This window comes from Mongoliibacter ruber (genome assembly GCF_003003005.1).
GTDB classification, from domain to species: domain Bacteria; phylum Bacteroidota; class Bacteroidia; order Cytophagales; family Cyclobacteriaceae; genus Mongoliibacter; species Mongoliibacter ruber.
On the sequence record NZ_PVTR01000007.1, the window covers coordinates 30,288 to 56,167 of the forward strand.

At 39.0% G+C, this 25,880-nt stretch carries 26 protein-coding genes; 9 read left to right on the top strand and 17 right to left on the bottom strand.

Annotation, left to right across the window (positions count from 1 at the left end):
- Window position 1: 1 nt before the first annotated feature.
- The 5 genes from CLW00_RS12310 to zupT form a co-directional block, all read right to left on the bottom strand.
- Window positions 2-853, bottom strand: coding sequence for a hypothetical protein (locus CLW00_RS12310; protein WP_106133993.1), 852 nt, complete (start codon window positions 851-853; stop codon window positions 2-4).
- A 374-nt stretch (window positions 854-1,227) separates the two neighbouring features.
- Window positions 1,228-2,226: a hypothetical protein gene (locus tag CLW00_RS12315; protein ID WP_106133994.1), complete on the bottom strand. Its 999-nt coding sequence runs from the start codon at window positions 2,224-2,226 to the stop codon at window positions 1,228-1,230.
- A gap of 47 nt (window positions 2,227-2,273) precedes the next feature.
- On the bottom strand, window positions 2,274-2,537 hold the full coding sequence (locus CLW00_RS12320; RefSeq protein ID WP_146131423.1) for a hypothetical protein: 264 nt from the start codon (window positions 2,535-2,537) through the stop codon (window positions 2,274-2,276).
- Window positions 2,538-2,827: 290 nt separating this feature from the next.
- Window positions 2,828-3,814, bottom strand: a complete 987-nt coding sequence (locus CLW00_RS12325) for a LuxR C-terminal-related transcriptional regulator (RefSeq protein ID WP_106133996.1) — start codon at window positions 3,812-3,814, stop codon at window positions 2,828-2,830.
- Between the two features lie 155 nt (window positions 3,815-3,969).
- On the bottom strand, window positions 3,970-4,797 hold the full coding sequence (zupT, locus tag CLW00_RS12330; protein ID WP_106133997.1) for a zinc transporter ZupT: 828 nt from the start codon (window positions 4,795-4,797) through the stop codon (window positions 3,970-3,972).
- 381 nt (window positions 4,798-5,178) lie between these two features.
- On the opposite strand from zupT, the gene CLW00_RS12335 reads away from it, so the two are divergent.
- Window positions 5,179-5,781, top strand: coding sequence for a DJ-1/PfpI family protein (locus tag CLW00_RS12335; protein WP_106133998.1), 603 nt, complete (start codon window positions 5,179-5,181; stop codon window positions 5,779-5,781).
- Window positions 5,782-5,828: 47 nt separating this feature from the next.
- Here CLW00_RS12335 and CLW00_RS12340 read toward each other — a convergent pair whose 3' ends face one another.
- The 8 genes from CLW00_RS12340 to pdeM form a co-directional block, all read right to left on the bottom strand.
- The gene (locus CLW00_RS12340; RefSeq protein ID WP_106133999.1) at window positions 5,829-6,488 is read right to left on the bottom strand and encodes a 3-oxoacid CoA-transferase subunit B; all 660 of its coding nucleotides are present in this window, start codon (window positions 6,486-6,488) and stop codon (window positions 5,829-5,831) included.
- 297 nt (window positions 6,489-6,785) lie between these two features.
- The gene (locus tag CLW00_RS12345; RefSeq protein WP_106134000.1) at window positions 6,786-7,484 is read right to left on the bottom strand and encodes a CoA transferase subunit A; all 699 of its coding nucleotides are present in this window, start codon (window positions 7,482-7,484) and stop codon (window positions 6,786-6,788) included.
- Window positions 7,485-7,500: 16 nt separating this feature from the next.
- Window positions 7,501-8,433: a bifunctional riboflavin kinase/FAD synthetase gene (locus CLW00_RS12350; RefSeq protein ID WP_106134001.1), complete on the bottom strand. Its 933-nt coding sequence runs from the start codon at window positions 8,431-8,433 to the stop codon at window positions 7,501-7,503.
- The gene (gene truB, locus CLW00_RS12355) at window positions 8,420-9,103 is read right to left on the bottom strand and encodes a tRNA pseudouridine(55) synthase TruB (protein WP_106134002.1); all 684 of its coding nucleotides are present in this window, start codon (window positions 9,101-9,103) and stop codon (window positions 8,420-8,422) included. The genes CLW00_RS12350 and truB overlap by 14 nt, the downstream gene beginning before the upstream one ends.
- 1 nt (window position 9,104) lies before the next feature.
- Window positions 9,105-9,899, bottom strand: a complete 795-nt coding sequence (locus CLW00_RS12360; RefSeq protein ID WP_106134003.1) for an undecaprenyl-diphosphate phosphatase — start codon at window positions 9,897-9,899, stop codon at window positions 9,105-9,107.
- A 3-nt stretch (window positions 9,900-9,902) separates the two neighbouring features.
- The gene (locus CLW00_RS12365) at window positions 9,903-10,112 is read right to left on the bottom strand and encodes a DUF3098 domain-containing protein (RefSeq protein WP_106134004.1); all 210 of its coding nucleotides are present in this window, start codon (window positions 10,110-10,112) and stop codon (window positions 9,903-9,905) included.
- A gap of 2 nt (window positions 10,113-10,114) precedes the next feature.
- The gene (locus tag CLW00_RS12370) at window positions 10,115-11,005 is read right to left on the bottom strand and encodes a cell division protein FtsX (protein ID WP_106134005.1); all 891 of its coding nucleotides are present in this window, start codon (window positions 11,003-11,005) and stop codon (window positions 10,115-10,117) included.
- 51 nt (window positions 11,006-11,056) lie between these two features.
- Window positions 11,057-11,776 carry a ligase-associated DNA damage response endonuclease PdeM gene (gene pdeM / locus CLW00_RS12375; RefSeq protein ID WP_245917274.1) on the bottom strand — a complete coding sequence of 240 codons (720 nt, stop codon included), beginning with the start codon at window positions 11,774-11,776 and terminating at the stop codon, window positions 11,057-11,059.
- Between the two features lie 78 nt (window positions 11,777-11,854).
- On the opposite strand from pdeM, the gene CLW00_RS12380 reads away from it, so the two are divergent.
- Window positions 11,855-12,292 (top strand): DUF2147 domain-containing protein, encoded by a 438-nt coding sequence (locus CLW00_RS12380; RefSeq protein WP_106134006.1) that lies wholly within the window; start codon window positions 11,855-11,857, stop codon window positions 12,290-12,292.
- A gap of 442 nt (window positions 12,293-12,734) precedes the next feature.
- On the opposite strand, the gene CLW00_RS12385 is transcribed toward CLW00_RS12380, so the two are convergent.
- Complete coding sequence (locus CLW00_RS12385; RefSeq protein ID WP_106134007.1) at window positions 12,735-13,019, bottom strand: TIGR03643 family protein; 285 nt, start codon at window positions 13,017-13,019, stop codon at window positions 12,735-12,737.
- A 40-nt stretch (window positions 13,020-13,059) separates the two neighbouring features.
- On the opposite strand from CLW00_RS12385, the gene CLW00_RS12390 reads away from it, so the two are divergent.
- From CLW00_RS12390 to CLW00_RS12400, 3 genes are all read left to right on the top strand, one after another.
- Complete coding sequence (locus tag CLW00_RS12390) at window positions 13,060-14,529, top strand: cryptochrome/deoxyribodipyrimidine photo-lyase family protein (RefSeq protein WP_106134008.1); 1,470 nt, start codon at window positions 13,060-13,062, stop codon at window positions 14,527-14,529.
- 690 nt (window positions 14,530-15,219) lie between these two features.
- Window positions 15,220-15,597 (top strand): arsenate reductase family protein, encoded by a 378-nt coding sequence (locus CLW00_RS12395; RefSeq protein WP_106134009.1) that lies wholly within the window; start codon window positions 15,220-15,222, stop codon window positions 15,595-15,597.
- 37 nt (window positions 15,598-15,634) lie between these two features.
- Complete coding sequence (locus CLW00_RS12400) at window positions 15,635-16,126, top strand: Dps family protein (RefSeq protein WP_342747910.1); 492 nt, start codon at window positions 15,635-15,637, stop codon at window positions 16,124-16,126.
- 84 nt (window positions 16,127-16,210) lie between these two features.
- On the opposite strand, the gene CLW00_RS12405 is transcribed toward CLW00_RS12400, so the two are convergent.
- The 3 genes from CLW00_RS12405 to CLW00_RS12415 all read right to left on the bottom strand — a co-directional run bounded on the left by CLW00_RS12405 (window position 16,211) and on the right by CLW00_RS12415 (window position 21,398).
- A complete protein-coding gene (locus tag CLW00_RS12405; protein WP_106134237.1) occupies window positions 16,211-17,869 on the bottom strand; it encodes a hypothetical protein in 1,659 nt (552 codons plus the stop codon).
- 20 nt (window positions 17,870-17,889) lie between these two features.
- Entirely contained in the window at window positions 17,890-19,092 is a 1,203-nt protein-coding gene (locus tag CLW00_RS12410; RefSeq protein WP_245917276.1) for a hypothetical protein, read from the bottom strand.
- Window positions 19,093-19,223: 131 nt separating this feature from the next.
- Window positions 19,224-21,398, bottom strand: coding sequence for a penicillin acylase family protein (locus tag CLW00_RS12415; protein WP_106134010.1), 2,175 nt, complete (start codon window positions 21,396-21,398; stop codon window positions 19,224-19,226).
- Between the two features lie 804 nt (window positions 21,399-22,202).
- On the opposite strand from CLW00_RS12415, the gene CLW00_RS12425 reads away from it, so the two are divergent.
- The 4 genes from CLW00_RS12425 to CLW00_RS12440 all read left to right on the top strand — a co-directional run bounded on the left by CLW00_RS12425 (window position 22,203) and on the right by CLW00_RS12440 (window position 25,701).
- Window positions 22,203-22,400: a hypothetical protein gene (locus CLW00_RS12425; RefSeq protein ID WP_106134012.1), complete on the top strand. Its 198-nt coding sequence runs from the start codon at window positions 22,203-22,205 to the stop codon at window positions 22,398-22,400.
- A gap of 50 nt (window positions 22,401-22,450) precedes the next feature.
- Window positions 22,451-23,257, top strand: a complete 807-nt coding sequence (locus CLW00_RS12430; RefSeq protein WP_106134013.1) for a metallophosphoesterase family protein — start codon at window positions 22,451-22,453, stop codon at window positions 23,255-23,257.
- 181 nt (window positions 23,258-23,438) lie between these two features.
- The gene (locus CLW00_RS12435) at window positions 23,439-23,672 is read left to right on the top strand and encodes a hypothetical protein (RefSeq protein ID WP_106134014.1); all 234 of its coding nucleotides are present in this window, start codon (window positions 23,439-23,441) and stop codon (window positions 23,670-23,672) included.
- Window positions 23,673-23,775: 103 nt separating this feature from the next.
- Entirely contained in the window at window positions 23,776-25,701 is a 1,926-nt protein-coding gene (locus CLW00_RS12440; protein WP_106134015.1) for a sialate O-acetylesterase, read from the top strand.
- The last annotated feature ends 179 nt before the right edge of the window (window positions 25,702-25,880 follow it).

Consider the following 25,880-nt stretch of genomic DNA (forward strand, 5'->3'; position numbering starts at 1 on the left):
TTTATCTTTGAGTAATGGTAGCCATATTGCCATTGCCATGTTGCGTGATGATACCGACGTTCATTTCGCCAGTCTGCTGGATCAAAGCATTGTTTGAGTCACCGAATTGAAAAATCTCAGCTGTATTGAAGCTGTCAAATTGCTCAATCGTTGCATTATTGAAATCACCTTCCTGGTAAGTAGCTGCTAACGTAGTTCTTCTTCCACCCCTTATGATTGAGCTATTATCGTTGCCGATCTGCTCTTGGATAAACAAACCTCCTAGACTTCCTGAAATATTGTTGATAGTAGCAAAGTTGTCATCACCTTCCTGGTATTGATTTACAGAACCACCATCTGCATAGTATTGTCCGCTTCCTGTTGGATTTAGGAGTGCCACATTACGGTCACCGATTTGTGTTTGGTCGATAACTGTAACGTCAAAACCTCTCAATCTTCTTGCAACGGCGGTATTGTTGTCACCTTCTTGGTATTGACTAACAATCAAATTGCTGGATTGCGTCCATCTGTCTGCACTGGCCGAATTTCCATCACCAATCTGGATTTGGTTGATGATAGAACCGTTTCCAAATCTTGCAGCGGTGGCTGTGTTGTTATCACCTTCTTGGTATTGAAAACCGAAAACACTACCTGCGCCATTGAAGCTGCTGAAGTTTTTGTTACCGATCTGATCCACGATGATTTCAGATCCATTACCGCCAGTGATATCCACAGTACTGGCATTTTCAAGTCCTGTTTGTTCTACCAAGGCTTCGTGGTTATTGCCTATTTGAGATATTGAAGCAAAGTTACTTTGCGCCATGGCGACTGTTCCGGCCAAAAGCATTGAAAACAAGAGTGTTGACTTTTTCATAAATGTAATTTTTTTACTTGGTTATTTTTATAAATTTTAAATACATTAAAATATTTTTTAAATACTTTAAATTGTATTACATCACAAACTTAAGGTGGTTTTTTAGTTTATAAAATGGGTAATATGCGTATTTATATGTTTTTGTTATGAGTAATAATACTCATTGAAAAATTTTCGAATAAAAATAAAAACGTTTCGAATACTTTAATATGTAAAACAAAAAAGCATTTTAAACTATAACCGGTGTAGGGATTACTTTAAAAATTTGGATTATACAATAAAAGCTACCTGATTTCTCAGGTAGCCTTTCAATTTTATAGAAAAGAGACATGTAGCAAAGTCTCTTTTTTATTATAATTTTTATTTTAAGATCATTATGGTCTTTGCATTACATTAGCAACATTACCATTTCCCATTTGGTTAATCGTAGCAGCATGTCCATCGCCTCTTTGAGATAAGTTAGCGATATTAAAGCTACCTTCTTGTAAGATCAAGCCCATGTTATCATTACCTCTAACGTCTATATCAACAGTATTTTCATCACCAGTCTGCCTTACGAAATGGTTGTTTTCATCTCCTCTTTGCATCATTTCAGCAAAATTATCATTTCCAACCTGATCTATACCATAGTTATCACCACTATTAGCCCAATAAGGAATGTCACCAATGTTGTTTCTATCACCTGTTTGGCTGATCATAACTGAGTTACCTTGACCTCCACCTTGTCTTGTTGTGGCAATATTATTATCACCGATTTGGCTAATTGTTACAAACTGGGAACCACTGCTTTGACCTGAGAAAGCATAGTTGTCATCTCCTCTTTGGCTATGTGAGGCAAAGTTTCCACTTTGAGCTTGGTTGATCAAAGACCAGTTTCTGTCTCCTCTTTGTAATTGGTCAGAACCGTTTCCACCATTAAAAACGTTTACTGTCGCGGTATTGTCGTCACCTCTTTGGAATTGAGTGCTAACATTTCCTGCATTTGCTGAACCCCAAGGATTTCTTTGGTCGATAGTTGCTATGTTGCCATCACCTATTTGAGTTTGACTTCCACTGTGGTTACCCTGTTCTTTTTGGATTATTGTAGCTGTATTTTCATCACCTGTTTGTGACTGAAATGCTGTGTTTTGTAAAGTTGTTGTTCCAGTGGTTCCCACACCTGTTTGCTGTACAGTGGCAAGATTTTCTTGTCCTGATTGAATTTGCTCGGAAATGTTTAAATCACCGTTTTGAAGTGCAGAAGCTGTATTTTTTCCAGCTTGTGAAACATCAGCCGTATTTGAAGCGCCAGTTTGGTCTACAGTAGCGGTGTTCTGTGCAAAAGCCATAGAGCCTGCAAGCAAGAATGAGAAAATTAATGTTACTTTTTTCATGATTTTTAAGTTTAAATTGAGTTGTCTTTCTAAAAATTAATTTTAGGTTAATGATTATTGATTTTTACTTTATTACCCTTACCCTTTTGGATAATGGTCACCGAATTGCTGCTTGTATCACTTTTTCCGGAAAATGATTCTAACTTAACCTGATTACCTTCGCCTTTTTGTACTATTTCTCCTTCGACTCCCAACTCTTTCTTTACAAGCGAATTGTCTTCAATGATTTCACCATTGATAATGACACGATTACCTTTACCCAGCATTTCTATTTTAATACTGTCGTTTTTAAAAGCTCCAGTTTTTTTCATTTGGGGTATGGAATCAGGGTTAATGATGTTATGATGGACATCAAAATGGATATTTCTTGAATTAGAGACGTTGCTTAAGCTGGGTATGCTTATAAATATTATGAGGTAATAAAAAGCTATAAGTCTCATACGTTATGTTTAAAATGTATTTTAAAATATATAAAATGTATTTCAAACAAATGTATGGTCTTGAAAAGGCTAAATCAATACGTATTTTCCGTAAATAACATATTAATTATGACGCTTTTTACCTATAAAAACGTTTTTTGTATAATAATAAAAGTACTTTATTAATTCAGTATGTATTTTTCCCTAAAATAGGCAATCGCTTCAATAATGTTTTTTGCGCCGGCCTTGTGCATTATGTTTGCCCTGTGCCTTTCAATGGTTCTATTGGATAGGCCTAATTTTTCAGCGATTATTTTAATCGGTAACCCTAAGGCTGATAGTTCAAAAATTTCTTTTTCTCTTTTTGTAAGGTTGATGATCTCTAATTTGGCGTATGAATTTAGCCTAGGTTCTATACCGTTTCCATCGCTACTGATTCTCTTTTTACTGGGGTAAACTTCCAATAAGTAATCCATAGAAAAATTTTGACTTGGGCGGAAAAAAAACAAATTAAACTGGTAGTCTTTTACCGATTTGATAGGGATTGATGGCAGATAACAGGAATTTGATAATCCGTTTTTGAATCTTTTATATTCAAGCAAGTTGGCTTTCGATATTTCAATATTAAAAATATCTTCTATCCGGTTACTTTCTTCAAAGGATGTTAAGGTAGGAAAAATATTTTTTAAGGCATTATTTAACTTAATCAATCCACCACCTTTTACTATAGCCATAGGTGTGTGGGTTAGTCTAAAAAAAGTTGAAAAGTCTCTTGTTTTAAAAATATTTACAGATTTTCTTTTCTTATGAGCATGTTCAATTTTTCTTACTAATGATTCTGTTTTGAGTGGCCAAAATATGACATTATCAATTCCAAGCTCCAAGGCTATTAGTAAGTCCTCTCTTTCGAACTCTTCAGCTAAAATAAAAAATGAAACTGATGCATTTATCAGGCTATTTTGATGCTTTTCATAGAATTGAAGACTTTCGTCAATGTTATCTGTTGAATTGAAAATAAATACATCTATGCTTTCACTTTCTATCAGCTTTAGTGATTCTTCAACATCATTTGTATAAAATGTTTTGACTTTTTCCTTGCGAAAAACCTCTTTTAATTCAGCTATCAACTCATCTCTAAAAATGAGAACTTTTATTAAATCCCCTTGCATAGTGTCTTAATTAAATAAGTAATATGATACAACTAAAATATTTTGTCATTTCAAATTTGCTTCTTATACAATAAAAAATGTAAAAGAAATTAAATATAAACCCTTGGAAAATTATAAAAAAAAATCAAAATCCAAAAACCATTGGTAAATTTTACCTAAACCAGTAAAGCAATACTTAATCCCATAATCCCGAAACCGGCTATTAATCCCCATTTGCTATGGGCTTGGTGGCCGGTTTTGTGCGCTTGCGGGAGTAATTCAAAAAATGCTACATAAATCATGATGCTGGCGACAAATACGTTGACTACATCAAAAATTTCAGGATCTGCATTTTCGAAAAACAGGAAGTAAGCAATCCCAGCTCCTATTGGTTCTGAAAGTCCTGCAGCTAAGGTGATTAACAGTGCTTTCTTTTTGCTTTTGGTCGCATAATAAATCGGCAATGCTACAGCAAGTCCTTCAGGGATGTTGTGGATGGCTATGGCAATGGCTATCCCTATACCTAGATTAATATCTTGGATGGTGGTCAGAAAAGTGACCAAACCCTCGGGAAGGTTGTGAACCGCCAGAGCGACTGCCGTCACTACACCAGTTTTGTACAAACTTTTGGCTTTTGCAGAATCCATTTTTTCTGCTCCGATTTCCACTAGGTTTTCTTTCGAAATATTAAATTTATCGGATACCCAAGAAACCAAAACACCCAAAAGCCCAATGGTTACCAAGCCGCCAATAAAGTAAAGTGTAGCCCTTAAGTAGGCCTCTGATTCGTCGTCGTATTTGTCTTTGAAGGTTTCTAAAGCTCCAAAAATCAGCTCCACGAAAGAGATGTATATCATGGCACCTGCAGCCAAACCCAATCCAAAAGCCAAGAACTTACTTTTGCGGGCATGTTTGCTAAAAGCTGCCAAACCACCGATACCTGTGGATAATCCTGCCAAGGTGGTCAAAAGAAAAGCGTAAAATATATTATCGTCCAATTCCATTTGGTTTAAAAATATAATTTCTGAAAATAGTACATTTTATCTGAAGGACATAAAATTATTTGTATTGGTAGGTGATTGTACACTACGTACCAATGACAGATTAGTATCGGGCGTCATTCTGATCCCGATAGCTATACGGGAGAAGAATCTCCTACTCTCAAGGGAAGGAGATCCCCCGCAATGCTGCGGGACAGGCTTTCACCTCCGCAAGCCTGCCTACAAGAGGTAGGCTCCGGTTCAGGATGATGTACACCAACTGTCATTCCCTTTCTGTAAATGCTAAATTTTAAAAACTCGGTATGACTCAGAATATAATTTTTTCGTTTTGGTTTACCTTTTTAGCATTCTGCTACTTATCTTTTGCTTCAAATGCTTAGTCTTATGAAAAAACAAAAGTTGAAGGTAGTGATATTGATTTTTGAGGATGTAGAGGTACTGGATTTTGCAGGACCTTTTGAAGTTTTCTCAGTAGCTGGGCAATTGTCTGATTACAAGTTATTGGACGTGAGCGTTGTGGGAAAAAGCTCCAAAACAATTACCGCGAAAAATGGGCTCAAGGTGGTACCTGATGCTGATATCACCCAGGCAATGGATTCCGATATTTTGGTGATTCCAGGAGGTGACGGAAGTAAGGCTGTAATTGAGGACTTGAGCCTTTTAAGTTTGGTGAAAAATGTGATAGACCGCTCGCAGATATGTATGTCTGTGTGCAGTGGTGCAAGGATTTTGGCCAAACTTGGATATTTAGATGGGAAAGAATTTGCAACACACCAATCTGTGTATGATGACGTAATGGATTTAGCGAAGAATGCCTTACCTCAAAAGTCAAGCAGGTTTGTGGACTTGGGACAAATCATGACAGCCGCAGGAGTAGCTGCCGGGATTGACTTGGCTTTGCATGTGGTTCAAAAAGTTTTTGGCAAAGAATTGATGCAAAAAACAGCTGATTACATGGAATACCCACTTAATGAAAAGCCGGCGTAGAACCGGCTCTTATGTCTTCAAATCCTTTTATCTTCAAATCAACTTCCTCAATCAAAAATCATTTCGGGGATTTCACCTTCTACTACAAGTCTTCCTTCAGTTTTGGATTTGATTTCTTCCACAGTGACTCCAGGGGCACGCTCCAGAAGTTTGAAGCCTCCTTCGGGCAGCACTTCCAAAACAGCCAGATCGGTCACTACTTTTTTGACGCATTTGATCCCTGTGATTGGCAATGAACACTTTTTAAGTAGTTTGGATTGTCCATCTCTGCTGCAGTGCTGCATGGCTACTATGATGTTTTCAGCTGATGCGACCAAGTCCATGGCTCCACCCATACCCTTTACCATTTTACCAGGGATTTTCCAGTTGGCAATATCACCACTTTCAGACACTTCCATTGCTCCCAAGATAGTTAGGTGTACATGACCTCCTCTTATCATGGCAAACGATTCTGCGGAGTTGAAAAGAGCAGATCCTTTTGTCATGGTTATGGTTTGTTTTCCGGCATTTATCAAATCCGGATCAATTTTATCTTCGGTAGGGAAGGGGCCTATTCCCAAAAGTCCATTTTCTGATTGCAGTACAACTTCCAAATCATCAGGAATGTAGTTGGCCACTAAGGTGGGAATACCTATCCCAAGGTTTATATATTGCCCGTTTTGAACCTCTTTGGCGATTCTTTGGGCTATTTGATCTTTGTTTAACATGTCTATAAGTTTTTTGGGTCACAAAAATTAGAAATACAATAGAAATAAGGTTGAAATCGAAGTATAACGTAGATTTCGAGAACGAAGAGAATCGGGATAAATTAGAAATAGTGTTTAAATTTTAAAGAAATACAATAGAAATATGGTAGAAATACAGTGAAGATATTTACACTGATTTAAGGTTTAGATACTCAATACTTAAACTTATTTCGCCAAAGGCATACCTGCCTGCAGCAGGCAGGTCTCTATTAATTTCACGAAGTATATTTCTATATATATCAATTTATATCATTTAATTCATTTCTTTGAAACAGTCCTTTGCTCAATCCTTTTTTCGTAATCTTTACCTTGGAAAATCCGCTGTACATAAATTCCTGGAGTATGGATAGCATTGGGATCCAACTCACCCGCTGGCACCAATTCTTCTACCTCAGCTATGGTGATTTTTCCAGCTGCGGCCATCATTGGATTAAAGTTTCTGGCAGTTCCTTTAAATATCAAATTGCCTGACGTATCTCCTTTCCATGCTTTTACGAATGCAAAATCAGCTTTAAGCCATCTTTCCAGTAGGTATAGTTTGCCGTCAAATTCTCTCAATTCTTTGCCATCAGCTACTTCTGTTCCCACACCTGCCGGAGTGAAAAATGCCGGTATTCCTGCGCCACCAGCCCTGACTCTTTCTGCTAAGGTGCCTTGTGGTATCAACTCTACCTCAAGTTCTCCGCTCAATAATTGTCTCTCAAACTCAGCATTTTCTCCTACATATGAGGAAATCATCTTTTTGACCATTTTCTTCTGTAGCATCAGGCCTATTCCAAAATCATCCACTCCTGCGTTGTTGGAAATACAGGTAAGTTCGTTGATGTCTTTTTCAAGAAGGGCCTTGATACTGTTTTCGGGGATTCCACTTAGGCCAAATCCTCCAAACATCAGGACGGAACCTGAGGAGACATCTTTTACAGCTTCTTTTGCATCGGCTATAGTCTTATTGATCATACAAAATAAATTTAAGTTATACTTGGGTCAGGATACGCTGTGCATCCTCTTTGTCTTTACTAAGTTGTTTCTTTAAGGCATCAAGACTGGAGAATTTTTCCTCTGGTCTGAGGTAGGCTTTGAAATGTACACAAACCCTTTTATCATAGAGGTCTCCCTCAAAATCAAACAGGTTTACTTCAATGCTCTGACTTATACCGTTGACTGTTGGTCTCATGCCAATATTCAACATGCCATTGTACCTAGTTCCTTCTACATACACTGTCACTGCATACGCTCCTCCTCCAGGAATCAACTTGTAATCATGAGGGACATGTATATTGGCAGTGGGAAATCCTATAGACCTGCCAAGTTGTTGCCCCTTTATGATAATTCCATTGATTTCGTAGTCTCTGCCAAGGTATTCATTGGCAATCGAAATATTGCCTTCTTCCAGCGCTTTACGTATTTTTGTACTTGATACGCCTACATGATCCACGTCTTCGCGAGAAATCTCCTCCAACTCAAAATTGAATTTATCTACATTTTCCTTCAGGTAATCGAAACCACCTTCACGGTTTTTCCCAAACCTATGGTCGTATCCTATTACTAATTTACGGGTTTGAATTTTATCTATAATGATTTTTTGGATAAACTCCTCCGAACTGAGGTTTGAAAACTCGGTGGTGAAGGGAATAGTCAGCAGGTGATCAATGCCAAAAGCTTTGAGCAACTTTGATTTTTCTTCAAAGGTAGAAAGGAGTTTTAAGTTGTGCTCATTGGGATATAGCACCATTCTTGGATGTGGCCAAAAAGTAATGAGGACTGTTTCCCCACCTATTTCTTCTGCAATGTTTCTTATTCTTTCAAGGATTTTTTGGTGGCCAAGGTGTACTCCATCAAAGGTTCCACTGGTCACGACAGGGTAGGTTACCGATTCAAAATGCTCGATTCCTTCATAAATTTTCATCCTTTCTTGCTTTGATTTTTTCGATAAGGTGGTCTAATTCATCTGCTTCTTCTAACGAATACTCGCCTATTCGGGTGCGGCACAAAGAAGACATATATGCTCCTACTTTCAAAATATCGCCCAAATCTCTGGCAATGCTCCTGATATAGGTTCCTTTAGAACATATAATCCTGAAATGCACTGTTGGGTTTTCAAATTTTGTGATTTCAAAAACAGAAACAGAAACCGGGCGGGCCTCCATTTTTACTTCAATGCCTTTTCGAGCGGATTCGTATACCCTTTTGCCGTCTACTTTGATGGCTGAATGCATTGGAGGCACTTGTAAAATGTCTCCTGTGAGTTGGGCAGCGGCTTCTTTTACCTGAAGGATACTGATATGCGAAGGGTCTCCAACATCTACTACCGGTTTTTCCAAATCAAAACTTTCAGTAGTCTTTCCGATCTCAAAAGTACCTGTGTACTCTTTTTCCTGCCCCATAAAACTCTCTATAGATTTGGTCTTTTTGCCAGCACAAACGATCAGCAATCCGGTAGCCAAAGGGTCTAGGGTCCCAGCATGACCAACCTTTTTGATTTTCAGGGCATTTCTCACCTTTCTGACCACATCAAATGAAGTCCATTCCAAAGGTTTGTTGATCAAAAATACTTCTCCGTAAGGTTCTTCCTGCATCTTATAAATATAATCCTGCGAAAATGGCTATCAAACCAACTATGGTACAATAGATGGCGAAATAGGTCAATTTACTTTTTCGTACCAAAGCAATCATCCAAGTACATGCGAAATACCCGGAAATAAATGCAGCTAAAAACCCAAAAGATAGGTATCCAAAACTTTCACTACTGTAAGTGAGGGCACCATCTAATATGTCTTTTGCGATTTTACCAAATATTAAAGGTACCACCATCAAAAAAGAGAATCTGGCAGCTTTGGTTTTGTCTATGCCTAATAGGACCGAAGCCGAAATGGTAGCTCCGGATCTTGAAATTCCCGGCAGCATGGCAACAGCCTGTGCGAGACCAACCAAAACAGCGTTTGGAAAGCTTACCGGTTTTTCGGTGTTTTTGGCCTTATCCGCCAAGAAAAGCAAAATTGCTGTCACGAGTAGCATGAATCCTACAAATACTATTTGCCCTCCAAAAAACTGCTCCAACTGCTTTTCAAAGAACAGTCCGACAATCACAGCGGGAATCATCGAGAGGATGATTTTGGCTACAAACTGGGTTTCTTCGTTCCATTTGAATTTGAAAACTCCTTCAAGCAGTTCGACTATATCTTTTCTGAATACTACCAAAGTAGCTAGGGCCGTAGCAAAATGAAGCACTACGGTAAACATCATGCTTTCTTCAGGGATTTTTTCATCTCCCAATAGGGCAGAGGCCAATTCCAAGTGTCCACTAGATGACACTGGTAAAAACTCGGTCAAGCCTTGGATGATTCCAAGGATGATCGCATCTATAATTTCCATGAATTACTTACTTTCTGTCTTGTGAAAAATAGCATAAAACTGAAATAGAAATCCAGCCAAGGTCACAATTGGACCCAATACTGTTCCTAAAAATCCAAATCCATGTTGTTCTTTATCCATTCCGATAATGGTAAAGCCAAGGATGATGACCCCCAAACCAATAAGCATGAGGATGTAATTTTTTTTGGTAAATGCAAAATGTGAATTAGCCATGTTTAGTATAATTCGTCCAATGACATGTTTAAGTATTTATTTACTGCCTGTAAGGTACTGAATACGGATAGCAGAGCTCCTATGATCACCAATGCTCCAAAAAGATAATACAACAAAGTATAGTCCTGTAGCATGGCAAAGCCATCAATATTAGCCTTGGTATATTCTATAATCCCGAAAAGCAAAGCAGAAGCAATCAGCCCGGCCAATATTCCGAACCACAGGGCGCGGCCTAAAAATGGTTTCCTGATAAAACCACGTGTAGCACCTACCAATTGCATGCTTCTGATAAGGAATCTTTGTGAGAAAAGGGCAAGTTTGATAGTGTTGTTGATCAACATGACCACAGTGAACACAAGAATAAGTATAAACCCTCCCATCACCAAGGCGACTTTGGTCAAATTTTGATTGATAGACTCTACCAAATCAGCCATATAGGTTACTTCAAACACGCCATCAATAAGCTGTATCTCTTCTACCAACTCTTCAATCTGTTCGGCTGTCTGGTATTCTTCTGATATGGCAATGGTATAGCTATCTCTGAGCGGGTTATCATCCAGGAATTTGGTAAAATCTTCTCCTGTATCTTCGAGAAAAGAAGCTGCGGCTTCATCTTGAGATATATAGCTCACAGCGGGACTATCATCTTTTTGAAAAACGTATGGTTTGGAGGAAAGTAAATTACCGATTTTGGTGATTTCCTGCTCGCTCAGGTTTTTGTTGAGAAAGACCTGCACCTCAATATTCTCCCGAATGATACTGGTCAAAGTTTTGGCTTGAATCACAATCACTCCAAAAAGTCCCACTATAAAAAGGGATAATGTTGTACTGAATAATACTGAAACAAATTTAAACCTTCCTAATCTGGTTTTCTTTCTTGGATTTATCCTCATATTCCTAATGAATTCTGCCAAAATTAAACAGCTTGGTATTGTAAACCAATCTTATTGCTTGAAATCAATGGCAATTACTTTTTTCTCAGCCACCATATAAGCTACATCTCCTGCTTGAACTTTCATTTTGGCAAGTCCTGTAAACCTACCAAATGCTGGCATGACCAATTGATTGCGACGAAGAAAAAAACAGGCTGCAGTCAAATTTTGCCTTCCTTTTCCTCTTAAATGCACTCCCGGATGGATGTGTCCACAGACATTCAATAGACCATCTGGGATCTGATCGAGTGGTTCATGGCTTAAATATAGCTCTCCTAGAATTAATGTCGATTCATGAACTTGCCATAATCCCGAACGGTAAATTGCAGCGGGTAGTATGTCATGATTGCCTTTGATGAGATGAAATATTGTTTCTGGGAAAAAATCCAGAAATGACTCTAAATCATCCCAAGAAGTATTCCAATCGCTATGAAATAAGTCACCCAAAAAATATACAGCCTTGGATGGAAATTCACCTAGTAGTCTCTGAATTTTAAGAAAATCATTGGTATGTACATTTTCAGGTACTGGGATTCCCGCTTTTCTGAAATGAGCGGCCTTCCCAAAATGGGGGTCCGCAATCAAAAGTGCCTGATGGCTTGGTAAATAAATGCATTTATCGGGTAGCAAATACATTTCTTCGCTTTCCCATTGAATCGAGATTCCTCCTATTGGCACCACCTGTACTAATTCCTGTTTACAATTAAAATTGTCTGTTTTCTTCCAAATCAATTGAATATTTCAAACCTTATTGGGCTTGTAAATGTATTATATATCATGAAAACCAACCCTGAATTTTAAGATTTAACTATGAAAAAGATTTTAATGAGTTTATGCTTTGGATTTTTTCTTATGCTTTCTTCGACTATTTCAGCTCAAGATGCAGATGCTATTTTGGGCGAATGGTATACTACAGAGAAGGATGCTAGAATCGAGATTTTTAAAGACCAAAACAAATACCATGGGAGGATAATCTGGATGGATGAACCTGAAATTGATGGTAAGCCAGTTCTCGACGAAAACAATGTAGACAAAAGTAAAAAGGGAAGGCCGATTATGGGTATGCGTCTATTGAATGACTTTAAATTCAATAATGGGAAGTGGGATGACGGAACTATTTATGATCCGCGGGATGGGAAAACTTATTCCTGTACACTTAAAAAGAAAAACGATAATACCCTTGAGGTAAGAGGTTATGTTGGTGTCTCACTGATCGGAAAAACGGTAGAGTGGACGAAGGTGAAGTAACAGAAACGAGAGCCGGGACGCAAGAATCAACCGGAAATATATAATTCAAATAAAGTAGGGGTTTATAGAAATACGATAGTAAAAAAGTGGAAATACGGTTGAAATCGAAGTGTAACGTAGATCCCGAGAACTAAGAGAATCAGTATACAATAGAAATAAGGCTAAGTTTTCAATCGAATTGATGGTTTTAAATCCCTACAAAAATAACCAGCCGGCTCATATAAAATTTTCCTCCTGACAGCTATACGGGATTCGGCAAGACAAGGAAAAGCCATTATGAAATTTTTAACCCTTTACTACCCACCAAACATCAAGTCAAATTTTGTCAATTCCCGATTGAATTGCCCGCTGATATTGGTGCGCATTAGATCAAGTTTTTTGGCCTTAACCTGCGCTTAAAAGGATTCAGATTTTGATTTTTTGTGATCAATATTTAAGAATCCTACCTTTTACTGATTTTGTTGAGAGCGATGGTTCTTTGCATTCTGGATTTAAAAGTATCCATTTCTACAGGTGCCTTAGCCGTATGTTTGGTTGGACGACCTTGAACTCTTTTTCGCCACATTTTAAAAGAACTTTCCTTCATTTCTCTTCTCATCAACTTGATCACTTCTTTCTCACTGATTCCAAATTGAGCTTCAATGGCGTCAAATGGCGTGCGATCTTCCCATGCCATTTCAATAATCCTGTCCACTTCTTCAGTACCTAATTTTTTTAAATTACTCATTTCCTACAAACTTTGAAGAGTTGCCTTTGTTTAGGATTTGATGCAAAAAGTAAATATCGTTTGGTTTAAAAGAGATTTAAGGCTTCAAGACCATGAACCACTGAAAAGAGGAATAGAGGCGGGTTTGCCTTTGTTACTTGTTTTTTGTTTTGAGCCATCTTTGGTGCAAGCTGCACAGAGTGATACGCGTCATTGGAGGTTCGTCTTGCAGAGTATTCAAGACTTAAATCATAAACTTGAGCATCAAGACACCAAAATCCACGTTTTTTATAAGGAAGTTGAGGAAGTTTTTGAACTCCTTTTAGAAAAGTATAGTGTAGAACAAGTTTTCTCCCATCAAGAAACCGGTATAAAGCTAACCTTTGACAGGGATATAAGGGTAAGGGAGTTTTTTCAAAAAAACAGTATAGGTTGGAAAGAGTATCAGCAACAAGGAGTGAGGAGAGGTAGGAGAAACAGGAAAAACTGGTCTCAGGATTGGTATGAGATGATGTCTGAACCCCTACAATCCCCTGACTTGTCAAGGGCACAGTTTTACACGCTTCCAAATGACTTGATGCAACATTCCGGTGCTTCTTTGATTCCAAAAGAATGGACGATTCCCAATCCCAAAATGCAGCAAGGTGGAGAGACCTTGGCTCATAAATACCTACAGTCGTTTTTAAAAGATAGGGTAAAAAACTATAACCGACATATCAGCAAACCGGAACTGAGTAGGAGAGGTTGTAGTCGTTTATCTCCCTATCTGGCTTGGGGGAATCTTTCTATAAGGCAGGTCTATCAGGCTGCGGAACAAAAGAAAAAAGAGAAGTTTCAGGTGAAGAATTTCACCAATTTTCAATCGAGACTTCGTTGGCATTGTCATTTTATTCAAAAGTTTGAAATGGAATGTGAAATGGAGTTTAAAAATGTCAATAGGGGCTTTGACTTGATGGAAAAGCCTCTGAATGAAAAGAAAGTTCAAGCTTGGAAGGAAGGAAAGACAGGAATTCCTTTAGTCGATGCCTGCATGCGTTGTTTGATAGAAACAGGCTATTTGAATTTCCGGATGCGGGCTATGTTGGTGTCTTTTCTCACCCATCACTTGTTCCAACATTGGAAAAGTGGTTCAAATCACCTGGGGAGACAATTTCTGGATTTTGAGCCAGGCATACACTACCCGCAGCTACAGATGCAGGCGGGTGTGACGGGAATCAATACAGTCCGTATTTACAATCCTGTCAAGCAATCTTATGAGCATGACCCGGAAGGAATTTTTATCCGCAAATGGGTTCCTGAACTTCAAGCCCTTCCTAATGTTTTGATTCATGAACCCTGGAAAATAACAGGAATTGAAGCCAGTTTGTACGGGATTGTTTTGGGGGAAGACTATCCTTTGCCAATTGTAGATCTAGAAAAGTCAGCCAAACATGCAAGAGATCAGATTTGGGGTGCACAAAAATTGCCGGAAGTAAAGGAGGATGCCAAACGGGTTCTAGGAAAACACACAGTACCAAACCGCTGGCCTTAAATGGTGAGGTATATTCATATTCCAGCAATAGGGAATTATATGAAGTGGACTTGGAAAGAAGTTTAAACTCATACCAATTCATTGCAAACAGTAATGGGATTTCCCTATGGAGCAAGGGGAAATATCTCAAGCAAATGTAAACAGGTGATTTTTTAAAGATGAGAAAAAATTAAATAAACAGATACCTGGACTAATTTCCCCATATTGGGGAATTTTAGGTTAAAAACTCGGCTCTAGGAGTATTCAAGGGCATAAACATTTATTTTTTGGTTGTCTTTTTCTTTTGGAATTTGAATTTATAAAAGGTTAAACTTTGGAATATGACCTTCTTATTGAAGGAGGTCTAGGCTGATTAATTTAAAAAAAGGTGCACGGGCAATACGCTCAAAACCAAAGCTGTTTCCATTTAGAAATCCTCAAAAGTTGAGCGAATAGCCTTTTGTGATGGAATAAGCCGTAAGAATACTGCAAAGAGGCTGAAATAATCTCCAATATGCGTGTTTTACAAGGCTATTTGGTTTGCTTTAGGTATATTTTTCACAAAAATCCTGGAAGGCTTTTAAAAAAGATATCCAAACAATCACTGTTTTTACCTGTTCAAATAAGTACCTAAAGTCTTTTAATGGCATAGTATATGCCTCATATTGATAGGATTTTAAGGCGCTTTTACTTCAAAATATTCTTCCAAATATGTTCGAACTTGAAAAAAATGAAATCAAATTTCTGTACAATGGCAATAATCAGAAGGACAAAGAGGCTTATGCTTACGTGTTAACGCTACATAAACATAAGATCAATGAACTGGATGTCTCCAAAAATGATTTGACGCCAACCCAGCTTGTGGAATTGGCAGCAAAAATGAAGATGAGAATTATAGACTTGTTTGATAAGAAATCTGATTATTTCAAGGAGAATATTGAAGGTAACGAGATCGAAGAAGAAGACCTTTTGGATATTTTGATAAAAGAAAAATCCGCCTTAAAAACGCCCATTATTATTTCTAAAGGCATAATCAAGATAATTGACTATCCTCGGGATACGATTAATTTGGATATGACTTTTAAATAATTAATTCAAAAATAAGTGTGAAACGTAAATAACAAAAATGATGAGTAAAACTGAAAAAAGAGCATTTAAAAAACTAGGATATAGAAAAGACGAGTCAGAAAAAATTGTTGAATCTTTGAATAAGCTTTTGGCTAACTATCATGTTCATTACCAAAAATTAAGGAACTTTCATTGGAATGTAACAGGAAGTGATTTTTTCGATCTTCATGAAAAATTTGAAGAGTTGTATAATGAGGCTAAAGTCAATATTGATTTGGTAGCTGAGAGGATCAGGGTCTTCGGAATGACCCCTTACAGTTTGATTACTGATTATTTGGAGCATTCAGATATCAAGGAAGTTGGCACTGATCTTTCTTCCAAAGCGATGGTGGATGAGGTCTTAAAAGATTTTGAAATCCTCAATGACAATATGGATGAATGCGCAACAAAAGTTGCGGATCTTGGCGATTCCGCTACTGAGGATATGCTCATCGCATTTATCAAAAGTATAGAATTGCATCACTGGATGTTGACTTCTTTCCAAAAATAAATTTAACTAAAAAAAGCTTCTGGAATTTTCAGAAGCTTTTTTTATTGACCTTGTTTAAAGAATGTCTTTAATCAGGTTCATGAATCAAATAACCTCAACATCAAAAGCACCATTGACAATTTTACCTTCAATTTTTACTTGTATCCAGAGCCTGTAATTGCCTTCCTCCGGAAAAGCATAAGGAAAACTTACCATAGTGTGCTCTTCATGTTCTTCATCTGACCATTCATAGTGCAGCATGTCACCCATCAACAAGGAATCTCGCTCAACTTCGGGAAGTTCATCCAAAAACGAAATTACATGATCTATACTGTCTTGAAAACTGTAAGACCCAGGCAGGTTTTGAAATCCTACAGCCCCACTTTGAAACCTGTCCAATAGCATTTTCTGTGACCCCATGGAATAGTTTCCTGTAGGGTGAAGGTGAATGTACACCAAACCGTCATGTTTGAGGACTACAGCATGTCCCATCATGCCTAAATAAGGTTCGAGTACAGCGGGTTCCCCATCTGCATCGAAGAGGGCAAAGTTTAGGTTGTAGAGCCTTCCTGCTTCAAACTTGTCATTTTCCGTTTCCCAAACAGCCGAATAACCATTGGGTAGTGGAGTTTTGATTCCAGGTTTGCCACATATCATGATATCACCATCTAAAGCACTTGATTTGCTGGAGATAGGATTTGAAAAAGTGTAGGTATCGTCTCTGCCAAGAATTACTTCTCGTTGGGAAGCCAAGTTGAAATTTGCTGATTGAGGAATGACTAAATCACTTACGATGGTTTCGGAAAATCCGGTAAATCTTGTAATGTCCGCAAACACATGGTATTCCCCGGAAGGCAAGGGAGGCAGTTTGACTTCATAATTAAGGCTATCCAATCTTTTTGGATGTAAATGAGCGAATACGTCCAAGTCTCCTTTTCTAATCAGAAACATGTGCATCAATTTGCCATGATCGGGCACGATATAGGAAATTTTCCTCGTAATTCTTCCTTGGGTTAATGAGGTAGAATCTATTGTCAAATGGAGATAATCCCCATCTTCTTTAATGTTTAGGTGTGAAACGGCTTCAATTGGCTTGAAAATTTGGCTTTGATAAGCCTCTGCTTCAGCCTCCCACCAACTTTTTCCTCCCCATAAAATTAATAATATGAAAACTGACCCTATGGCTGTGCCAATATATTTTCTTTTGGCCAATCTGCTGTCTCTAGGAACACCGGGCTCTCTCAAACTATCACCCATGGCTGAGGCGATGATGGTTACCATAAGGATCACCAAAAAAACACCCAAAATAGACAATGCAATTCCAAGTTCTTTGGGCATTTCATTTTGCGCAGTAGGCATGGCCATCACTGGAATGATAGCTTCAAAGGTTTCTTCTCCGCTTTTTAAAACTAATTGAACAGAAGAAGTCCCAGATTCCATAAACCACATTTCCCCTTCATATCTCCCCATCTCTCCTTCTACAGGCGCTAGAGGATCAGCTGTAGGGGTTCCTTTGATACCTGCTGACCAATATACAGGTCTTGCTTCGAGGTGTATCCCTTCAGGATCCTCTGGCAAAATCACCGTTACCAGTGCTGTTCCAGGGACCACAGCGGGTGGATTGATATTAGCCAAAACCCTATAAGGTCCCAATAATCCTTCGAAGATAACTCCAGGACTTCCTACATGTGAAGTTGCAATAAGCAATACAACGAGAAGGGTTGCTGATTGAAGGCTGGATTTGAATTTTTTTATGAAATGCATGACCTGAGGGTATTCGGAGTTTATCTCTTGATTCGCTTCATCCAATTACCCCAAGAAAGGGCAATCCTACTGGAAAACAGCCCTATAATTACAGCTATACCAGCTCCTTTGATAAGATCTATACCCGTGCTGATAAATCTGGGATGAAAGGTATACCTGTATGGAAAATCAGGGTCAGAAGCATATGTCCAGCTGAACCTTCCAAAAAACCAGCCTCTAGCTGCCTCTGTTGTCAAAAATTCAGCAAAGTACCATTGAACTGGAAGAAAGACCAATACAAAACCCAAACCCAATAAGGCTGCCAAAGCCCACTTGTTGATTTGGCCGAACTTCATGAGAAAGAAGTCTATAACCAATGCGGGAGCAATGAGCATCAATGGAAATTCATAAGGCTGCATGACGGTTACGAAATTCCTAATAGGGCTAAGTTTAGGTTCGGCAGGAAAAAGAGGTAAAATCCATACCATGGCAGCAAGTAATAAGGTGTAGGCCACAGCCATTTTGGTGGCAGCCCAATTGTAGGGAGCAGCGTAAGCCACGGCTACCATCAAAAGTGGAAATACTCCGGCAGCTATTTGATAGGCAAGGATGTCGTGTTGTCTCATCAAGAAAAAATATTCTGAGATAATCACAAATACCATTACCAATAGAAATCCAGCCGACATGGCATACATCCATTGTAGGTGGGAGGAAGTTTTTTCTGTTGCTTGACTACTCAGTCTGTTTTGCAAAGATGTGACGGAAACCAATGCGCCAAATTGTATCATCACCATTCCCATTGCCAATAGGGCATGAGGAGGAGAGAGGATTTTCACATCAAGTCCGTAAGTATTGTGCCACCAGTCATCAAAAGGTGCTGAAGTCAACATGGCGAATGCACCCCATATGCAAAACATGGCTCCAAATGACCCATAAAAAACCTTCCAGAAATGAATAGAGGAGGCTTTTTCTTCCGGACTCCCCCAAAAGCTGGTCTTTAGTACTTTGATTCCAGAAAAAACACCGGCAATGACAGCACCCAGATAAATGGCAATATGGGGAGGGGAGAACAAACCATCTCTACCTACAGTCATGTGCCAGGAAATATCCCAAATCAATCCTACTGCAATACATAATGAAGCAAAAACAGAAGCGTAAACATAAGTGGGGATTTGTCTCTCTTGTACTTTGACTTCTTCTCTGAAAGGAGCAGCGAGAATGGTCGAACTCAGAACAGTTTTCATGATCAAATATTTTGCATTGAATTTATGCAAAATCCATTAAATTTCGATTTTTAAAGCGATATTTATTTCTTTTTCAGGAGCTTATAAAAAAAAGAGACAGCCTTTCAGCTGCCTCTATAGAATCCAATAATTCATTTTCTGCCGGGCTTATATGTGGTTCTTGCATGCTTTTTAACATCTTCCCTGTAGAAATGTACATCCTTGAATTCACCTTTGCTGTAGATTTCCGCCTGATCGACAAAATGTGGTGAAAAGGGATTCCCGCTTTGTCCTCCTGCAAGAAGGCTTTTGGCTTTTACTTTATCCCCAAACTCCACTACAGCGACGAAACTGTTGCCAACGTTCCCATACCATTTTTTGGTGTTGGGATACGCACGGCTACCATATGCAGCTAGAGAACCCCAAAGTGAAGAGTTATATCCAATTGGCAAGCTTGGCAACTCGTCAAAGAATTGTCCTTGGATTTCATTGGTCACTCTTTGGAATCGGTTGATTTCGCCCCATGGCGTATTCCAAGTTCCAAAGTCTTCTTCCAACTTATTGATAGCCCTCTCAAATGCATTGACCATTTGGGTAGCTTCCATATTTTCGGCGATGAAATCAAATACATATGCATCCCAGGGCCTATCCATAGTTCTTAGCTCCGCCATGAGTTGGTTTCCCCAAAAAACTGCCAGAGAAGTGCCCACAGAAGAAATACCCGTTTTCATGTCCCAATTAGTTAAGACCTGAAAAGGTTCTTTTAATTTTTCTTTTTGGGAATTGCCCTCCTGAAGTTTTTCAAAAGACTTTTTTAAAGCAGGTATCAAAGGTGAAAAAGCCATCAAAGTTGGTTCGTACCCCACTTCTTTGGTCAAGGATTCCATGGTATACCCTTTTTTACCATCCATTATTCTGACCGCATTGATGCCTCTTGCATTCTCTTGGTCCCAAGCCATATAAGGCATGTAATTTTCTTTTTTTGGGCTGTAAGGACCAGCAGCTGTAAATGGCGTAGAGTTGCAGTTTTGTATCCATCCATTTTCTGGGTTTTCTATATAAATCAACTCATCCACTTCATGAAGGCCTTTCCAATCTGTATCGGGATTGCTACCATCTACCACATTTCTCCAGTCAAATTGTGGGTCACGGATAGGTACAAAGTTTCCATGGTAGTAGACAATATTGCCATCCTTATCCGCATATACAGTATTGTTGGAAGAGTTGGTCTTCAAGTCCATAGTGGATTTAAACTCTTGGTGGTTTTTGGTCTTGGTTCGCAAGTAGGATTGCCTCAATGCTTTTTCCCTCTCCACCATCAGGGAAATTGCTATCCATTTACCATCCTCTTCTTTGATAACAGGCCCATGATGGCTGTAGAAAGCTTTAAATTCCCGCTCCTTGATTTCATCTTCATCTTTATACTTCGTGAGGATGGTTTTTTCTTTCAATGGTCTCCACTCTTCCCCAAACTTATAATGGTATTGACCGTTCCTTTTTTCCACAGTCAAAGCAAAATGATCAATAGCATCTGCCTTGCTCGATGTATGCATCCACCCATTGTACTCATTGAATCCCTGATAGATGAAAAATTGGCCCCAAGTCACTGCTCCGTATGCATTCAACCCCTCCTCGGAGACCATATGCACTTCCGGTCTGAAATAAAAGGAGGTATGAGGATTGATAAAAAGAAGGGCATTGCCTGATTGGGAAAGTTGTGGGGCTATGGCAAAACCATTTGAACCTCTTGGTTCCTCATCCCAGTCTCTTTCTTGATAGGCAAGGTGGGCATAAAAGTCTTTGTCATAGAAAGCCTTTAAGTCATTGACTGAGATGGTTTCGATATCTCCACCGATACTGCCTTCAGAAAAAGTCAGAGCCATCCAAGGCTCGAATTTGTTGATCAGTTTGGGTTTTACTTCAGGATGACTGTGGAGGAAATAATTGATACCATCTGCCCATGCATCCATCAGGGCTTTGAGCCAATCAGGAGAATTTTGGTATTCTTCTTTTACTGTATTTTCATCGATGTAGAGTTTCATTCTCAGGTCAGCATGCAATTCTTTGACGCCGTCCACTTCAGCTCTCCTGCCTAAAGAAAAGATATAATTAGACTCGACTCGGTTGAAATCATCTTCACACTGGGCATAGATCATGGCAAATACCGCATCAGCATCTGTCTTGCCGTAGACATGCGGGACCCCATATTCATCTCTGATAATCTCAGTACGGTTGGCTCTTTCTTCCCAGCGTGTGAGGTCATTCTGAGCGATAGTTGGCAGGAGTACTGCGAAAAAAACCAGTCCTAGTAAAACTCTTTTAATCATATTTCGGGAGTATTTATTGATTTGCTAAAATAGGAATATAGACACACCAATCAATCATTTTTTCTGATAATGGGTGGCCTGTTTGGATAAAGAGTTTCAAAAGGTATGAAAATATCCAAACTGTCCTAAATCGCACACTTTCTGTTCGGATTTGTGATGCGGAGATCTGTAAAAGTCCTTTAAAAATGAACTCAGGTGGTATTCTTAAATTGGCAGTGGAATTGTCTCTTGCTACAAAAAAATGACTATGATAAGTTTTCTACTTTGGTTGATTCTGGCAGTCTTGTGTTGGCCTTTGGCTGTGATTGCGATTTTACTATACCCTTTGATTTGGCTTGTAATTTTGCCATTCAGACTTCTAGGCTTTGCTATTGATCTTTCTTTTTCATTTGTAAAAAACCTGTTTTTGTTGCCATTCACTTTGTTGGGAGTGAGAAGGTAGAATGGAGGTAACTTCAATATCCTAAGATGGAGGTTTCTTGCTATTCTAAAGGTTGAACTGAATATGGAAGGGTGAAAAAGATTTTCGCGAAAAACTAAAATGGCAAAGAATAACCTCCTATTTATGCTGTGAGCCGATGTAAAAAGAGACTTTGTGGTTATGAAAGCTCAGGCAATATAAGCTCATAGGGATACTCGACTTAGCTTTGAGTTTTTGAGAGATTTTGGAGGACAACTTTTTTCATTGAAGGATCAGTTCATCGGTTGATAAGCTCTTTAATTCTTGAATCATAACTCCAAAATCACAACGGTATATGTTTTGCAATCAATATCCGAGTTTAAAAATTTAACCCTTTCAACATTATGAAAACTGTAGGAATTATTTTAGCAATTATTGGTGGTTTAGGTTTGATTATCTTTGGGCTGCAGGCCATGGAAGATTCTGAAAGCTTTAGCCTTTTGGGTATGGATATCGCGGTCAGTACAGCCAATTGGACCCCTGTGATAGTAAGTGGAGTCGTACTGGTGATTGGTTTGGTGATGTCAGCACGAAAAAAATAAATTTTGCTTATATTGGCTTGAGTATCCTCCCACACTATCTTTAAAGACTCATGCAGCGTAGGTCATTTATCAAAAACATCTCCGTACTATCAGCAATCACTCCACTTATGCCATTTATGACATACGGGAAAATGCATTTTCCCGAAAATCCCAAGCTAAAGTTTATCATAGCCTCTGATGGACATTATGGTCAACCTGATACTGATTTTGAAGCCAGTCACAGGACATTAATTACGGCTATTAATCAGGAGGAAAATGTGGACTTTGTGGTATTTAATGGAGACCTGATCCACGATGATCCCAAATGGATGCCTGAAGTCAAAACTGTTTTTGACCAACTTGAGGTACCTTATTTCCCAGTTCGGGGAAATCATGACCGTGTCACAAAAAATGTGTGGGAGGATATTTGGGGCATTCCGACTGATTATGCTTTTTCACACAAAAACCAATTTGGATTTGTCCTTGCTGACAGCTCCAATCAAGCGGGTGATTACCTTTGCGTCAACCAACAGTTTCTGAAAAAGTCATTGGATGACTTTGCAGATTTTACACATGTTTTTATCTGTATCCATATTTCACAAAATGACTGGACGCGACATGGAGTAGCCTGTCAAGAACTGCTGGACCTTGTAGCGTCCTATCCCAATGTCAAGGCTGTCATACATGGCCATGACCATGATGTCAATGGTGTCATGCTTCACCAAAAGAAACCATATCTCTGGACAGGACACTTTGGAGGAAATTGGGGTTCACCTGTACCTGGATACCGTGTGGTAGAGGTGGGGGAAGATGGGAAAACCTCTACTTACTTGAAATCAATGCAGGATAACAAAATCCTGAGTGGGTACAACCTTTAGGCTTTTGGTTTCTGTTTAGTCTTTGCAATGACTTGACACCCTTTTTCAGTGCACCAATAAGCATTTTTAAATAAGTATACAGCAGTACCCGATCAAATTTATGATGATTGCATTAAGAGCTTTGATGAAATAATTAACATTTTTTTCATTTCTATGTTAGTTCTCTGTAAACTTAATCATTATGCCTTTTTATACTGTAATACTGAATGATAGCTCCAAGTCTGTAATATTAGCGGAAACACTAGAGGAGTTGGAAGTGGAGATGACGGAAAATTATTCTACTGAATTTAAAAATGAAGTCAAAGAAGTCCATTGGGTCGATAGAACCCTTCATTGCTCTATGGATTATAAAAGCAGAGAGATCACCCGCAATATTGCCACTGCTGATATCAATCCAAATGGCTACAGGAACTAATTGCTCATTTATTTGATGAAAAGCGTATTTTTTTACACCAATAGACTACTCTCTCAGTCGCAAATTGGATAAATTGGACGCTGTCTTAAACACAGTTTTCAATATGAATATAAATTTTACAAGAATACTCCTTTCACTGCTCGTTTTGTTGGCCTGTGCTTGTAGCAATGAGGAAAGGCTTTCAGAAGTAGAATTACCTAAGTTTTTTTCGGATCACATGGTATTACAAAGAGGAGAGCCTATCCGTGTTTGGGGTAAAGGTGAACCTGATAGGACTGTTTTAGTGAGTTTCAATACCATTGAAAAGCAAACCAAAGTAGATGAAAATGGACATTGGATCGTGGAATTTGATCCTATGCCTGCTTCAGGGCCATTTGAGCTGGAAGTCAATAACCTGATCATACGGGATGTGCAGGTAGGGGAGGTATGGTTGGCAGGTGGTCAGTCCAACATGGAATGGGTAATGAGTGCCGGAGTGGAGAAGTTGGAAGAAGAAATAGCGGATGCTGACTATCCACTGATCCGTTTTTTCAAAATCCCGCATGATTACGATGCTACGAAGAAATTTAATGTACGTGGAGGAGAATGGAGGCAGGCAAATGCGGATCACATACTCAATTTTTCAGCGATAGCATGGTTTTTTGCCAAAAGGAATCATTTGGAAAAAGGAGTACCGGTTGGGATTATAGAAAGCAATTGGGGAGGAACACCTGCTGAAGGGTGGACAGATGCGGAAGCCCTTCTTCAACTGGATTTTTACCAATCAAAAGCCGGAGATATCCTAAATAGAAATGACTATTGGACCCAAGAGGTTGTTGACAATAAGTTACGTGAGCTTGAAAGAAACGAATTGGCACCTGCAGCAAGAAATGGTGAAATTCAAGGAGTGGTCAACCTGAAATATGATGACAGCGAATGGCGAACCATCACGCTACCTGAAGCCAACCCTTTGGAAGATGTAGTTTGGTTGAGGAAAAAGGTAAATCTTACCGATACCCAAGGTGTGAGGATACATTTTGGTGATATTCAGCAAATGGCCCATATCTATGTCAATGGAGGGAGATTATATGTCAAAGACTACAGTGAAAGTGTCAGGGATTTTTCTATTCCACCCAGTATGCTCAATAAGGGTGAGAACCTCATAGCATTGCGTGTGATCAATACTTGGGACAATAAAGTGATTGTAGGTACAAAAGGGGATTTTTACCTCAATACAAGTTCAGGGAAAATCAGCCTTGAAGGTGACTGGAAATACAACAACAGGGTAGAGGATCCATTGCCCAACGTTGAAAAATACAATTGGCTTCCCGGAATGATGTACAATGCTATGATTCATCCGCTTATCAATTACCCCATCAAAGGTGTGATTTGGTATCAAGGGGAAAGCAATACACAAGACCATGAACAGTATGAAGCGTTGTTTTCTACGATGATTTCTGATTGGAGAAGTAAATGGGGGATCGGAGATTTTCCGTTTTTATATGTGCAGTTAGCCAATTTTATGGAGCAAAAAGAGGTGCAACCTGAATCCCATTGGGCTTATCTCAGAGAGGCTCAGAGCAATGTGAGGAAACTCCCAAATACAGGTATGGCCGTCACTATAGATATAGGAGAGGCAGGAGATATACACCCAAAAAATAAAAGAGATGTAGGCCACAGGCTCTACAAAGTAGCTCAAAAGGTAGCCTATAATGAGGAGACCACGGATAAAGGCCCCACTTTGTTAAGGGCAAGAGTAGCTAATGGAATGTTTGTGTTGACATTTGCTGATCTTGACGATGGTTTCACCATGACAGAGGGGACTGAGGTAAAAGGCTTTATCATTGCCGGCGAAGATGGTAAGTTTTATAAAGGAAATGCCATCCTCAGCGGAGCCAATGAAATACAGGTTTCCCATCCCCAAGTCAGTGATCCTGTAGAAGTGAGGTATGCTTGGGCAGACAATCCGGAAGTAAACCTATACAATTCTGCTGGTTTGCCAGCCGAGCCATTCAGGTACAAGGTTACGGACATAGATGATGTCCGGTAGGGAGTAGAGGGGGGTAGATTTAAGATTTAAGATTTTAGATCTTAGAATATGATTTCCGCAATCATGTTAGTAATCCATTAAACGAGGTTTTTTGGCAAAGGGATACTAATAGATACCTGCCCTCCTGAGACGGGTTGGATATTTGGTGATATTGGTGAGTTATCCGAAGGTTGCGCCTT